The organism is Paenarthrobacter nicotinovorans (assembly GCF_021919345.1).
Taxonomy (GTDB): Bacteria; Actinomycetota; Actinomycetes; order Actinomycetales; family Micrococcaceae; genus Arthrobacter; species Arthrobacter nicotinovorans.
In genome coordinates this window covers 976,884-990,418 of sequence record NZ_CP089293.1, presented here as the reverse complement: position 1 = coordinate 990,418, position 13,535 = coordinate 976,884, and the positions used below count along the sequence as shown (strand labels likewise).

14 protein-coding genes and 1 tRNA gene are annotated in these 13,535 nt (G+C 64.9%); 7 read left to right on the top strand and 8 right to left on the bottom strand.

The genetic code is table 11. From position 1 onward, the window contains the following. Nucleotides 1–5: 5 nt before the first annotated feature. The 5 genes from JMY29_RS04775 to JMY29_RS04755 form a co-directional block, all read right to left on the bottom strand. On the bottom strand, nucleotides 6–1,367 hold the full coding sequence (locus JMY29_RS04775; protein ID WP_064723368.1) for a glycosyltransferase: 1,362 nt from the start codon (nucleotides 1,365–1,367) through the stop codon (nucleotides 6–8). 88 nt (nucleotides 1,368–1,455) lie between these two features. Further along, complete coding sequence (locus JMY29_RS04770) at nucleotides 1,456–1,638, bottom strand: hypothetical protein (RefSeq protein WP_018779601.1); 183 nt, start codon at nucleotides 1,636–1,638, stop codon at nucleotides 1,456–1,458. A 39-nt stretch (nucleotides 1,639–1,677) separates the two neighbouring features. Next, a complete protein-coding gene (locus JMY29_RS04765; RefSeq protein WP_018779600.1) occupies nucleotides 1,678–2,967 on the bottom strand; it encodes a PVV-CTERM domain-containing choice-of-anchor G protein in 1,290 nt (429 codons plus the stop codon). 171 nt (nucleotides 2,968–3,138) lie between these two features. Then, nucleotides 3,139–3,564 carry a hypothetical protein gene (locus tag JMY29_RS04760; protein ID WP_039240037.1) on the bottom strand — a complete coding sequence of 142 codons (426 nt, stop codon included), beginning with the start codon at nucleotides 3,562–3,564 and terminating at the stop codon, nucleotides 3,139–3,141. A 126-nt stretch (nucleotides 3,565–3,690) separates the two neighbouring features. Continuing rightward, on the bottom strand, nucleotides 3,691–4,545 hold the full coding sequence (locus JMY29_RS04755) for an inositol monophosphatase family protein (RefSeq protein ID WP_110505743.1): 855 nt from the start codon (nucleotides 4,543–4,545) through the stop codon (nucleotides 3,691–3,693). A gap of 33 nt (nucleotides 4,546–4,578) precedes the next feature. Between JMY29_RS04755 and JMY29_RS04750 the strand changes: the two genes are divergently transcribed. The 4 genes from JMY29_RS04750 (at nucleotide 4,579) to JMY29_RS04735 (ending at nucleotide 8,006) form a co-directional block, all read left to right on the top strand. Then, the gene (locus JMY29_RS04750; protein ID WP_189076034.1) at nucleotides 4,579–5,199 is read left to right on the top strand and encodes a hypothetical protein; all 621 of its coding nucleotides are present in this window, start codon (nucleotides 4,579–4,581) and stop codon (nucleotides 5,197–5,199) included. A gap of 139 nt (nucleotides 5,200–5,338) precedes the next feature. Further along, nucleotides 5,339–6,136: a hypothetical protein gene (locus JMY29_RS04745; RefSeq protein WP_189076035.1), complete on the top strand. Its 798-nt coding sequence runs from the start codon at nucleotides 5,339–5,341 to the stop codon at nucleotides 6,134–6,136. Next, the gene (locus JMY29_RS04740) at nucleotides 6,133–7,587 is read left to right on the top strand and encodes a PGAP1-like alpha/beta domain-containing protein (RefSeq protein WP_189076036.1); all 1,455 of its coding nucleotides are present in this window, start codon (nucleotides 6,133–6,135) and stop codon (nucleotides 7,585–7,587) included. The genes JMY29_RS04745 and JMY29_RS04740 overlap by 4 nt, the downstream gene beginning before the upstream one ends. After that, nucleotides 7,584–8,006, top strand: a complete 423-nt coding sequence (locus JMY29_RS04735) for a hypothetical protein (RefSeq protein ID WP_189076037.1) — start codon at nucleotides 7,584–7,586, stop codon at nucleotides 8,004–8,006. Before JMY29_RS04740 ends, JMY29_RS04735 begins: the two co-directional genes overlap by 4 nt. Here JMY29_RS04735 and JMY29_RS04730 read toward each other — a convergent pair. Beyond that, on the bottom strand, nucleotides 7,949–8,779 hold the full coding sequence (locus tag JMY29_RS04730) for a DUF998 domain-containing protein (protein WP_079581231.1): 831 nt from the start codon (nucleotides 8,777–8,779) through the stop codon (nucleotides 7,949–7,951). The genes JMY29_RS04735 and JMY29_RS04730 overlap by 58 nt on opposite strands. 108 nt (nucleotides 8,780–8,887) lie before the next feature. Between JMY29_RS04730 and JMY29_RS04725 the strand changes: the two genes are divergently transcribed. From JMY29_RS04725 to JMY29_RS04715, 3 genes are all read left to right on the top strand, one after another. Then, a tRNA-Arg gene (locus JMY29_RS04725) sits at nucleotides 8,888–8,960 on the top strand. A gap of 1 nt (nucleotide 8,961) precedes the next feature. Beyond that, the gene (locus tag JMY29_RS04720) at nucleotides 8,962–9,420 is read left to right on the top strand and encodes a DUF6314 family protein (protein WP_189076038.1); all 459 of its coding nucleotides are present in this window, start codon (nucleotides 8,962–8,964) and stop codon (nucleotides 9,418–9,420) included. Next, nucleotides 9,417–9,815: an NUDIX hydrolase gene (locus tag JMY29_RS04715; RefSeq protein WP_039240031.1), complete on the top strand. Its 399-nt coding sequence runs from the start codon at nucleotides 9,417–9,419 to the stop codon at nucleotides 9,813–9,815. Before JMY29_RS04720 ends, JMY29_RS04715 begins: the two co-directional genes overlap by 4 nt. 2 nt (nucleotides 9,816–9,817) lie before the next feature. On the opposite strand, the gene JMY29_RS04710 is transcribed toward JMY29_RS04715, so the two are convergent. Next, entirely contained in the window at nucleotides 9,818–11,731 is a 1,914-nt protein-coding gene (locus JMY29_RS04710) for an ABC transporter ATP-binding protein (RefSeq protein WP_079581233.1), read from the bottom strand. A gap of 3 nt (nucleotides 11,732–11,734) precedes the next feature. After that, on the bottom strand, nucleotides 11,735–13,396 hold the full coding sequence (locus JMY29_RS04705) for an ABC-F family ATP-binding cassette domain-containing protein (protein WP_189076039.1): 1,662 nt from the start codon (nucleotides 13,394–13,396) through the stop codon (nucleotides 11,735–11,737). Between the last annotated feature and the right edge of the window lie 139 nt (nucleotides 13,397–13,535).

The window sequence follows — 13,535 nt, the reverse complement described above, 5'->3', positions numbered from 1 at the left end:
GGCCACTAGGCTTCCTTCGCTAGGAGTTTGACGTCTGTCTCCTGGTTGCGGCGGGTCTTGGCCCACCCCTGCCGTCCTGTGATGAGGCGGTAGGTTGCCCTGAGCACCGTGACGTAATTCTGGTACATGTAGAGCCAGTAGCCGAAGCCCCAGAGGACACCGAGCATGAAGTTCTTCTCCGGTGTGACCTGCTTCCGGTACACCAGGCCCCACAGCGCGAACGGCAGCACGCCTGTTGCGAAGATCAGGGGAATGATGAACCATGCCGCACTGATCCAGGCGCCAAAGCTGCCCATGGTCAATGAGCCCTGCGCCACCATGGTGATAAACAGCGTTGGCCACAGGACCAAGCCGAGAATCTGGATGAAAGGCTGGACCAGGAAGTAGCTGGATTCGATCGCGCCGACGTTGCTGAAGTAGGGCGATTCGAAGATCCGCTTGAGGTAGACGCTGCACTGCATGCCGCCGTGGCACCACCGCGTGCGTTGCGTGAGGAGCCTGCGGAGGTCAGGGAGTGCTTCCTGGGCTACGTGGGTGTCATGCATGTAGACGGTCTTGTAACCACCCAGCATGATGTGGATCGCGAGTTCGTAATCTTCAAGGAGCGCCCCGTGCCATGGCTGGCCGGACGTCCTGGCGATGACATCCAGGGCGGACAACCGCGTGAACTGGCCGTTGCCGCCCAGGCCGACCGTCAGGGTGTGCCGCCGAAGGGACTGCATGGCCGCGATGGTGGTGCGGAACTCCATGTCCTGCATCAGGACCAGGTACCGTCCGAAGGACTTCCTGAGACGCTGCATCCCGGTGCCGCCTTCGAGGGCCGGGTCCTGCAGGTTGGACATCCAGACGGCGGTTTGGGCGGCGCCGACTTCCGGGTCACCGAACGCCAGGGGACCAGCCGCCTGACGGAACGCATTGTCAGCCAGGTGGCCATCGGCGTCGACCACCAGGACAATCACCGACGACCGGTCGACGTCGGCGGGCAGCCAACCGTCCAAAGTGCGGTAGGCCGCGTTAAGCGCATCTCCCTTGCCGGTGCGGGCCAGTGGCCGGCGACGGCGAACGAGGTGGATCATGGCGTCGCGCTCAGAGGCCGCGTCCACGATGTCGGCGGTGGCGTCGTCGCTGTCGTCATCGACAACCCATACGTGGGCCTGCGGGAATTGCCTGCGGAGCAATCCCAGGGTTTCGCCGATCACCACTTCTTCATCGCGGCACGGAATGAACACATGCCACGAGAAAGAGTCGGGATCGCCCTCGGGATCGGGTTTGCGCCGGAGGAAGGGCACCAGAATCACCAGGATGTACGACAGAAAAACCACCAGGAGCACAAAAGCCAGCGCCTGTGCGGATTCGAGTACCGACATTTACTTCCGATGCTTGGGCGAGGCCGGAAAGGCCCGGGAAAAATGGGGATGGCGGGACGGCCCGGAAAGAGCCGCCCCGCCGATGGTATTACGAGTTGGGATGTGCTCCCCGCTTTGCGGCTTTGAGCCTGCTGTTTCGCAGGACTACAAAACCGGTAATCAGCAGGGCTACCCCCACGAGGATGACCCAACCAAGGGTTGGGGCTCCCGTGACAGCGAGCGTGGTACCGCCGGCGGCGGTACCGCCTGCGGTCCAGTTATTGCCGTACATTGACTGTTCTCCTTTCGCCGTGCGTGATCGCCGGGGCGATCAGACAGCGGCTACCGCGGTGCGGCGGCGTGAGCGGACGAACAACCAGGTGAGCAGAGCCAGGAGGGCCACGCCACCGCTGATGGCCATGGTGTCGGCGTTGACCAGCGGGATCGCCGCTGCGTCAAGGTTGGGTCCGACGGTTGCGTTGGCCAGGTTGACGGTGGCGATGGAGCCGCCGGCAACGGCGATCTGCAGGGCGCGCTGGGTAAAGGCCCCCGACGGAGCGGTTTCCTGGACGTTGACCTTGGCCGAAACGAGGGCGGTCAGCGCGGTGCTCAAAGGAGCCACAACGCTGGTAGCAACTGCTCCGGTCACGCCGTTCAGGGTGGTGGTCAGGACAGACAGGGCAGGTCCTGCGACGAGCTGGGCGATCGGTCCAAGACCGTTCACGGCGGCCGTGGCGGTTGCCAGGGTGCTGCTGACGATGGAGGTCAGCTTGTTGGCAACAGCCTGCGGCAGGAACGAGATCAGGTCGGTTCCGGCCGGCAGGGAGTTCAGGTCCGGCACGCCGGCAACGGCCAGCAGGTCTGCCTCGGTGATGGAGATGGTTCCACCGGCCACCGGGTTGGCCACCGTGACGCCCAAGGGGGTCAGGACGGCGTTGGCCGTGTTGATGGCGGTGCTGATGGTGCCTGCGACGCCGCCAATGACAGTGCCGCCGACTTCAGCCGAAACGCCGGCCAGTGAGTAGGCACCCTGGGGGGCTGCACCCTGGTCCTTCTTGGCTGCCGCCGCGAGGGTGGCCACCTGAAGGTTGACGTTGACCAGGTCCGTGCCACCGAGGATGGCTGCAGTGCCGAGGCTGACGCGGGCTGCCGGGATGGCAGGATCGCCGGACGTGGGAAGGCCGCCGGGCAGGGTCACCAGACCGGGAGCGCCGCTCACGGTACCGGAGAATGCTTCCGAGGAACCATCGTTGACTGCCTTGCCGTACTGGCTGACAGCACCAACCTGGATGATGCCGTTGTTCTGGAGCAGCGGGATGTTGCCCGCGCCCACGTTGACGACGCCGAAGACTGCGCTGAGATCCAGCGGGTCGGTGGCCTCAATGACTGCCGGGCCGCTCGGCGGGGTGCCGATCTGCTGGGCAGTTGCTGCTCCGTTGGATGCCAGGTTGGCAAAGTTCGGAAGTGTCAGGACAGAACCATCGATGATCTGTCCGCTGCCCACCGAGATGACGTCGGTGGGCGCTGCGTTTGCGGCTGGTGCGGCCACGAGGCCGATTGCCAAGGCCGATACGGCGGTGACGCCGACGGCTGTGGGCCACAGCTTGCTCTTGCTGTTCAAGTATTTCCCCCTTGCGAACGCTGCAGGACAGGGCTGTTCTGCAGCTGAGACCGTGGGGGCAAACGCCCCCCGGTGCAAAATAACAAGGGGAATGGGGCCAGGTCCGCGGGGGTACCCGAAGGGGTTAACCGGCGTCCTGGTTCTATAGTTGTTCTATTTACTGAGTTGCTGTCAGTCCGGCAGTTCCAGCTGGAAGCCGCACTGACACCGCAGCAACTTCGTGCCGACGTCGACTGCCGAAGCGTCGCCGCCGGGTTCGTCGGTCGACAAGGGCGCGTAGATGCTCTTGACGTTGGAGCCTGCCAGGGACATTGCTTCGCCGCAATGGAAGTACTCTCCTGCGAAGCGGAGCAATCCCTCCAGCGAGCGCACCTTGTTCAGGACCGCTGCCACATCACGGAACCGTGCCCTGTGCAGGTAGTTGCCTTGGCATTTGCGGCAGACGTACCCGACCTGGACCTGCAGTTCGCCCGGATGCGGCGGCAGGGACTCGATGGATTCGATGGCAACATTTTCGTTCGTTCCGCAGTGCGGGCAGCCAAGGGGCCGCATGTCTTGCGTCAGCCGTGGAAGGCTGGGACCACCAATGCCTTGCATGGCGTCTCCTGGGGCTCGGCAGCTGACCGGTCAGCACCTGGGCAGCGGGACGAACCATTCGTCCCAGTACAAGGAAACCATTACTAAGGCTACTTAGCAATACCTTGCGGGGTACGTTGGCGGCAGCTAGGCGAACTGCGGAACCGAGGTGAGCGCGGCACCCAACTCGCGGACCGCCGTCGGGCTTCCGGCAACGAACCAGTTCATCCCGTTGACCTTCACGACGGCGGTGTCCCCGCCGGCCGCGCGAACGATCGCCTTGCCGGGCAGCCAGTCCCATTCGGGGCAACTGTGCTGGAACCAGCAACCGAGTTCGCCATCGGCCACCCGGCCCAGGTCACAGGAACCTGAGCCAAACATCCGCAAGGAGGCGGCGGTGATGGCGGCCGCGTGCCACGGCATGGCCGTGCGCGGATCCGCGAGCCAGGTCGGATGGATGTACGTGGCTGCGCAAATCCCGGCCACCGAAACATCGCCGGAACCGGAAATGGGTTCTCCGTTGAGCGTCGCCGCCTGGTCCTCGCCGCCCAGCCAGAGCTTGTCCAGTTCGGGCTGGTAGATCGCCCCCAGCAACACCGACGGGTCCACCAACGGGATGCCGGACTGGCCACTGTGGGCGGTGTCATCACGCTTCAAGGCAATGGCCGAGCACCAGTAGGTAGAGCCGTGCAGGAAGTTGTAGGTGCCATCAACGGGGTCGATCACCCAGGTCCGTCCGCTGGTCCCGGCCACCGAGGCACCCTCTTCACCAAGGATGCCGTCCTCCGGCCGGCAACGGCGCAGTTGCTCCAGGACGTAGGCCTCGGCTGCGTGGTCGGCTGCGGTGACGACGTCCGAGACGGACGTCTTGCGTTCGCCCTGCAACCCGCCCATCCGCATGAGCAACGCCAGTTGCCCCGCTTCCCGGACCAGGGCGCTGGCCAACTGGTAGTCATCAAGTGAAGGATCGAGTTCAGTTGCGGTGTGCCTGCCGGTGGTCATGGATCTAGCTTAGGTGGCGGGATAATGAATGACATGGCCAAGACACCAGCTCAGCGGATCAAAAAGCACGGAGCGAAGGCAGTGGTTCCCAACAACACACTGCCTCCCGTGATCAACAGCACCACCGCGCGGACGCCGCAGAAGGCACAAAGCAACTCTAGGTTGATCGTGATTGCCGGCGTGGTGGCCAGCCTGTTCCTCTTCTGGTACCTGCACCTGTTGACCCTGAACCAGATGACCCAGCTTTCCGGCGGGCTGGCAATGCCGGACTCCCTGATCGGCGGTTTCTCCCCGGACTACATCGCCCAACTGCGCGCAGCCATGGATGACGCGGCACGCGGCCAGCTCAACTACGTCCACAAGACGGCCGGCACGCTGTTCCCATTGATCTTCGGCTTCAGCTGGCTGCTGCTCATCGGCACCAACGTGGCGCGGAAGTCCTGGCGCTGGGCCATGTGGGCCGCTCCCCTGCTTTTTGCCGTGGCCCACTTGTGGTCGAACGTGGCCATTGATTCGGTGCTGGCCGCAGAGACGCCCGACGCCGGTTCGGTCGCCGTGGCATCGGCCGTCACCGTTGCCTCCTGGGTACTTTTCCTGGTGAGCCTCGTGTGTGGCGTCGTCGCCGTCTTCCTGGGAAAGAAGCGCGCGTCCTGAAACGGGGGGCCACCTCCCCGCCCCCGCCCCCGCAGCAACCGTTGAGGATAGCTCTCCCCATTCCGCGTCCCGGCCCGCCCGGATAGTGTTGCGCTTGCCGCCAAGTGCTGGCGCGCAGTAAGTGGATCTTGGGGGATCAATGGGGGAAATTCACGTCGATGCGAGGCTCAACATCGTTGAGCTCAGCGGAATCGCCTGGGCAGAAACTGTCCGCAGGGCGGCCGAAGCAACGGGCAGCGAGGCCGACGCCGCCGCCTTTCCGGAGTACTTTCCACATCCGGACGCGCACCACCAGGACGCCGGGGACGAACTTCGCCGTGCCGGCATCCTCGATGCGCAGGGCACCTTGTCACCGCAATGGATACTGGCGGTTACCCTCGCTGTATCGGCACCCCTGACGGCCACCACGGTGGTGCAGTTCCAAGACCAGTCCATCCACAGCAGGGCCGGCCTGGCAGGAGGGCGGGGCGTCGCCGTCTCCTATCGACGCCGTATAAGCCACCAGCCAAACGGTGTGGTGGTGACGGAAGTCCGCAACGCCGTCGAGGTTTCCTTCTTCCAGGAGGAAAATGCGTGGGCTGCCCTCAGCCGCCATTTTCCCCGGTTCCATCAGCTGGAGCCGCTGCCCGAAGCGACGCCGCAGGCGGTAGCGGCCAACACCAGCTGCACCATCCACCTTGACGTGTCAGGCCACCTTGATGTTCCAGGCACTCCGGCGCCAGGTTCCCGCCCCTATACCAGCCGGCGCGTTTGGACCGTCGCGGACCAGCTGTACTCCGTTGACCAGCTGAACTCCGTGGAAACCGGGTCAGGACAGAACCCCGCGCCCGCCCTGACCGCCGTTCCATCCACGGACCCCGGGCTCGAATTCGCCTGGTCCCTCCTGGGAGCAAAGGAATACCTTGGCAGCGCCGCCGGTCGGAGCGTGCGCTCATGAGCCTTTACGGAATGGATGTGGAGGGCGGGCGACGCCTCAGCAAAGAGTTTGCCCGCAGCAGCCAACGCCTGCTGGACCTGAGCGGCAACCTCACTCCCTTGATCACCGGTGTGGACTGGCACGGCGATGACGGGAAGCGCTTCACGCAGGAGTGGATGGCCTACCGCAGCCAGCTCATCGCGGCAGGGCATGCGCTCGCCGCCGCCTCCAGTGCCGTGCAACGCAACGTCGACGAGCAAATGGCCGCCAGTACCACCGCGGCCGGCTCCGGGAATCCGTCCGTCCTTGACCGGCTCCTGGACGCCGCCGCCGGGGAGGCTGGGGACCTGTGGGATGCCAGCGGAAAAGTCACCAGCCTGTTGGCAGGCACTGCGTCCACCATGTGGAACCTTGCCCAGGACCTGGCTCCCCTCCCTGTGGGGAACCTCATGGATGCCGAGGAAAACCGTGCCTCGCGGCTGGGCGACTTCGTGAACATGGGCTGGGGGTGGCTGACCTCGGGCGAGCCACCGTCGATCACCCAGCTGGTGTCCAACGGAGTGCTGTTCGTAGCGGCGACACTGAACACAGCCGCGACGGTGACGAGTTTCGGCTTCCACAATCCGCATTTGATGGATGACGGCAGGCCGGTGGCCGGCGAGCCCAACCCCCTGAGCGTTGGCAAACCCGGAACCGCCGACGTGAACGGCAGGCCGGTCACGCCCGTGCCGTCAACCATCAGCTCCGTCCTGGCCGCCACCGACGCAGCCTACGCCGACGCAGGAATCGCGGGCACGGAAGATACCGGGATCCGGATCACCACAGTCGACAAGCCGGGCAGTCCCCCTGCCTACATCATCAGCATTCCAGGAACCACCCGGTGGATGCCGGACGGCGCGGCCAACCCCACCGATCTCACCGGGAACCTTGAACTTGCCGGTGGGAACCTGTCCACTGCCGCCCAAGCGGTCCGCATCGCCATGGAGAAAGCCGGCATTCCCCAGGACGCACCGGTGATGCTGTCAGGTCATTCGCAGGGCGGCATGATCGCCACGGCCTTGGCATCCGACAGCAGCTTCACCGACAGGTTCAACGTCACCAACGTTGTCACGTACGGATCGCCGGTGGATTCGGCCCCCATCCCGGCATCCATCGACGTCCTGGCCCTTCAGCACGCCGGTGACCCCGTCCCGCAGGTGGACCTGGCGGATGCCACTTTGCTTCCCGGCGGCAGCATCACCACGAGCCGGGACAACAACGCCCTGGTGGTGACGCTGCCCAATCCGGACATCGACCCGGGATTCGCCGGAATCAGCTACCACGACTCCTACCGTTACGTTGACTCGGTAGCGCAGCAGGAAGCCGGGGGTCCCATCGCCCAGTACAGTCAAAAGGAATCCACCCAGCAGTTCCTCACAAGCGATGCCGGCCAGGTGTCCTCAACCGTGTCCAACATCTCCCGAAAGCAGTGACCTTGAAGAAACTTCCCAAGCCGGTGCCGGCCCTGATCATCATGATGCTGATTCTGGGCATCACGGCTTGCGGTGTGGGTGGCCCGTCCAAAGCCGAGCGGCTCGGCAAGGACATGCAGGACGCTGCTGCGTCCGTGCCGGGAGTAAAGGACGCCCAGGTCCACGTGAACATGAATACGTCCGGCAACTTCATCACCGCCAAGCTCACAGGAACCGGCTCCGAGCACGCCGCGCTTGCACAGGCCCTGGAAGAGGCCCTCCCGGACATGCTGGAGAAGACCACGGACTTGGACTCGGGATCCTTCTCGGTCAGTATCTTTTCACCCGACGACTCGGTTTCGGTGGGTGCTGGCGACCTCGGCTACGCGGGAGGGACTTCACTCGTGGACTTCCGCGAGTACTTCCTCAATCGGCCCTGAGCGCTTTTTCGTTCCGTTCGTACCCGCTGGGCAATAACAAGGCCTGCAGTGGCCAGACCGATAGTGACCGGATACCCCATGAAGCGTTCCAGAGTTCCGGGCCGGGGTACATCCATCGCGGTGATGCCGCCAATGACCAGCGCCCCAAGGCAGAGAATCCCGCAGATTCCGAGGAACCAACTGACGGGGGTTTGCCTGAACCACAATACGGCCAGCAGGAGCAAGGCGAACCCTCCCCCAATGAAGAACATGAGAGCCCCTGCAAAATGCCACGGCGAGCCCAGGTCTTCGGGTACCAGTCCCACAATCACCGTGCCCACCCCCGCAACGCCCGTCAGGATCCGGATGGCGACCGCCATGATCCAGGGCACGGCCAGCACGCGGATGGGCGTTTCACCCTCCTGCGTCGCCCGGAAACGCCTTGCCTGGACTTCCGGCCTCGCCGCGACGCACAGGAGCCCGGCCGTCAGGAGGATTGCCCCGAGGACCAACGCCAGCCCCTGGACCACGAAAGAGGCATTCATCAGCCAATGCAAGGGCGAACAGACTGACCGGTCCTCATACAGTCCGCAGGAAACAGCGCCCAGGTCGCTGATGAAGCCCGTGGCCCTGCTGTAGGGCTCCGGACCGGCCCAAGCCTCGATCACAGCCGCCTCGGCCACGAAGTACTGGACGACGCTCAGTTGCGCCCATCCCCCAATATTTGCCCTGATGCTGCGGACATCCGGAAGGAACCATCCCGCCGGTGCCGACGCCGTTGCACGCCCGTTCATGGTGGCCAGCCTAGCTGTGTTCGGGCATCGCCCCGGCAGCTTGTATGCTTGTAGTCGTGTCCGGGCCCTTGAGCTCCAGCAGTGGGATTCCGAGCCATGGACACACAGGCCCTCGTAGCTCAGTGGATAGAGCACGGCTCTCCTAAAGCCGGTGTCGTTGGTTCGATTCCAATCGAGGGCACTTGAAGCACCAGCAGCGCATCCAGGACTTGCGGGCCTACCTGGCCGGCAGCTGGAGGGTGGAGCGAAACCTCCTGGACCGCGCCTCCGGCACCCGCGGAACCTTCACCGGCGTCGTGCACTACAGACCGAACCCCGACGGCGGCCTGGACTACCGCGAAGACGGCACCATGCACTGGCCCACCCACACCGGCCCCGCCTTCCGTGAATACGTCCTGACACCCGGCGCCGCACCGGACACCATGGACGTGTCCTTCCCCGACGGCAGGCCTTTCCACGTCATGGGATTCTCCGAAAAGGGCCACCAGGACAAGCACTGGTGCGATCCCGACGACTATCACGTCAACTACCGCTACGAGGGGCCGGATTCGTTCAGCTTCACCTGGGACGTCACAGGGCCCGCCAAGGACTTGCTGCTGGAATCGCATCTGGTCCGCATCGACGCCAGGAGGCATGAATGACAACAACGGACCTGATCGTGGTCAGCGCCGTGTGCGTCTACAACAACGAAGGGCAGCTGTTGACCGTCCGCAAGCGCGGCACGGACAAATTCATGCACCCCGGCGGCAAACCCGAACCGGGTGAAACCGCCGCCCAGGCCGCTGCCCGGGAACTGTCCGAGGAAGTCGGCATCGAGGTATCACCGGAGCAGCTGGAACCCCTGGGTGTCTGGCTCGCCGTAGCCGCCAACGAAGCCGCCACGAACATCGAAGCCACCGTCTTCACGGCGCCCGGAACCTGGGACGCGCACCCCTCCGCCGAGATCGCGGAAATCCGCTGGCTGGACCTCTCAGCACCCCTGCCCGCGGACCTGGCGCCGCTGCTCACGGACCACGTCCTTCCGGCCCTCAAGTAGCGCTAGAGCTCCGGGACAGCTTCCTGCGCCACTGCCGTGGCCTCCGCGAACTGGGTCTGGTACAGCTCGGCGTAGCGCCCGTCCGCCGCCAGCAGCTCGGTATGCGTGCCACGCTCCACGATCCTGCCGTCCTCAACCACCAGGATCGCGTCAGCGGCGCGGATGGTGGACAAGCGGTGCGCAATCACGACGGCGGTACGTCCCTCGAGCGCCTCACCCAGGGCCGCCTGCACGGCGGCTTCGTTGGTGGAGTCCAGCGCCGCCGTCGCCTCATCCAGAATCACCACGCGCGGCTGCTTGATGAGCAAACGTGCGATGGTAAGGCGTTGGCGCTCGCCGCCGGAGAGCCGGTAGCCACGCTCTCCCACCACTGTCTCCAGGCCATCGGGCAGGGAACGGATCATCGGTTCCAGGCGGGCGCGCCTGAGCACATCCCACATGTCGTCCTCGGTAGCATCCGGCCGTGCCAGGCGCAGGTTGGAGGCGATGGTTTCGTGGAACAGGTGGCCGTCCTGGGTCACCATGCCCAGCGTGTCGCGCAGGGAATCGAAACTGATGTCCCGCACATCGGCACCCGTCCGGGGCCCGTTCCCGCCCAGGCGCACTGCTCCGGAGTCGACGTCGTACAAGCGGGACAGCAGCTGGGCGATGGTGGACTTGCCGGCACCCGAGGAACCCACCAGGGCCACTGTCTGGCCCGGTTCCACCCGGAAGCTCACCCCGTGCAGCACTTCCTCTCCGCCGCGGGTGTCCAGCGTGGATACCTCCTCCAGGGAGGCCAGGGAAACTTTGTCTGCTGAGGGGTAGGAGAAGCGGACGTCATCAAATTCCACCGCGACAGGGCCCGGAGCGACCTCAATGGCATGCGGCTTTTCGGTGATGAGCGGCTTCAGGTCCAGGATTTCGAAGACCCGTTCAAAGCTGACCAGTGCGCTCATGATTTCCACCCGCGCGTTGGACAGCGCGGTCAGCGGCGCGTAAAGCCTGGTGAGCAGGAGCGCCAGGACCACCACATCGCCCGGTGCCAGCTGGCCGCTGAGGGCCAACCAACCGCCCAGGCCGTACACGAGGGCCAGTGCCAACGCCGAGACCAGGGTCAGGGCGGTGACGAAGGTGAACTGCAGCATGGCGGTGCGGATGCCGATATCCCGCACCCGTCCAGCCCGGTCGGCAAATTCACGCGATTCCTCGTCCGGGCGGCCGAACAGTTTCACCAGCGTGGCACCGGGCGCCGAGAAACGCTCCGTCATCTGCGTGCCCATGGCGGCGTTGTGGGCTGCAGCCTCACGGCGAAGATCTGCCAGTTTGGAGCCCATGCGCCGCGCGGGGATGAGGAAGATCGGCAGCAGCACCATGGCGAGCACCGTCACCAGCCAGGAAGTATTGAGCATCACGGCGAGGGTCAACGCCAGGGCCACTACGTTGCTGACCACACCGGACAACGTGCCGGCGAAGGCGGACTGTGCCCCGATGACGTCATTGTTCAACCGGCTCACCAAAGCGCCGGTCCGTGTCCGGGTGAAGAACGCGATGGGCATGCGCTGCACGTGGTCGAACACCCGCGTGCGCAGGTCCACGATGACGCCTTCACCAATGATCGACGACAACCAGCGCGTCAGCAGGCCCACTCCGGCCTCACCCACCGCAACGATCGCAATGAGGACGGCCAGCCAGATGACCGTTCCTACGCCTGCGTTCGCGATGATCGCATCCACCACTTGTCCGGCAAGCACCGGGGTGGCCACTGCCAGGAAGGCGCCCGCGATGGAAGCTATGACGAACGCAATCAGCTTCCCCTTGTGAGGGGCAGCGAAGGCGAGGACCCGTTTGAGGGTTTCCTTGGAGAACGGCTTGGAGCCGCTCTTGGCAGTGGTGATGTTGTACAGCGAGCTCCAGGCCACGCGGTCCATGCTCATGGGTTACTTCTCCTGGCTTGGGGTGTGGTGGAGTTCCCGGACTTGTCCGTTGTCCAGGTGCCACCGCGAATCGAGACGGACGTTTTCCAGCAGCCGGCGGTCGTGGGTGACCAGCAGGAGCGCACCGTCGTAGCTCTCCAGCGCTTCTTCAAGCTGTTCGATCGCCGGAAGGTCCAGATGGTTGGTGGGCTCGTCCAGCACCAGCAGGTTCACGCCGCGGGCCTGCAGCAATGCGAGCGCAGCCCGGGTCCGCTCCCCCGGGGACAACGAGTCCACAGTGCGTGAGGTGTGGTCCGCTTTGAGCCCGAATTTGGCCAGGAGGGTGCGGACGTCTGCGCTGTTCCAGTCCACGAGCACGGCTTCCACCGCGTCGCCGAGCGGCTGCCCGCCGTCGAGCAATCCGCGTGCCTGGTCGATTTCGCCGATGGCGACGGACGCGCCCATGGAGGCAACGCCGTCGTCGGGTTGTTGCGTCCCCAGCAGCAGGCGCAACAAGGTGGACTTGCCGGCGCCGTTCGGACCCGTGATGCCGATCCGCTCCCCACCGTTGAGTTGGAGGTTCACCGGTCCCAGCGTGAAGTCGCCCTGGCGCGCGACGACGTCACGCAAGGTCGCGACGACGGCACTTGAGCGGGGTGCCTGGCCGATGCTGAACTGCAGCTGCCACTCCTTGCGGGGCTCCTCCACCTCAGTGAGCCGGGCAATGCGGGACTCCATCTGGCGGACCTTCTGCGCCTGCTTCTCCGACGATTCGACGCTGGCGGCCCGGCGGATCTTGTCGTTGTCCGGGTTCTTCTTCATGGCGTTGCGGACACCTTGGGAGCTCCACTCCCGCTGGGTGCGCGCGCGGGAAACAAGGTCCGCTTTGGTATTGGCGAACTCCTCGTAGCGCTCCCGGGCGTGGCGTTTGGCCACCGCGCGCTCTTCGAGGAAGGCTTCGTAGCCGCCGTCGTAGACAGCTACCGAGCTCTGGGCCAGGTCCAACTCCACCACTGTGGTGACGCAGCGGGCCAGGAATTCGCGGTCGTGGGAAACCAGCACCACTCCGCCGCGCAGGCCCTGGACGAAGGCTTCAAGGCGTGCCAGCCCGTCGAGGTCCAGGTCATTGGTGGGTTCGTCCAGGAGCACTACATCGAAGCGGCTCAGCAGCAGCGCCGCCAGAGCCACGCGGGCGGCCTGGCCACCGGAAAGGCCGGTCATCAGTGCCTCGGTGCCAACCTCCAGCCCGAGATCGGCCAGAACGGCCGGAATGCGGTCTTCCAGGTCTGCCGCGCCGGAGGCCATCCAGCGGTCGAAGGCAAGGGAGTAGGCGTCGTCGGCTCCTGCGGCACCTGAGCCGAGGGCTTCGGCAGTGGATTCCATCTCGGTGGTGGCTTGCGCGCAACCGGTGCGTCGGGCGATGTAGCCGGCGATGGTTTCGCCTTCGGTGCGCTCGTGTTCCTGCGGCAGCCAACCCACGAACGCATCCGAGGGTGCAAGGCTGAGGCTGCCTTCCTGCGGCTGGTCGACGCCCGCCAGGATACGGAGCAGCGTTGATTTTCCGGCGCCGTTGGCTCCCACTACGCCCACCACGTCGCCGGGCGCCACCGTGAGGGACAGCTTGGAAAAGAGTGTGCGGTGGCCATGCCCACCGGCCAGTTCCTTGGCCACCAAGGTTGCAGTCATTTGTCTATCCTCCAGCAAGGAAACGCAGATCATCAGGCCCCGATTCCCGCGGGCATGGAAAAACCCGCTGGTCCGGACTTGGGGGGTGTACGGACCAGCGGGTTCAATCATCAAGCATAATTCAATGTGGCGTCGGCGT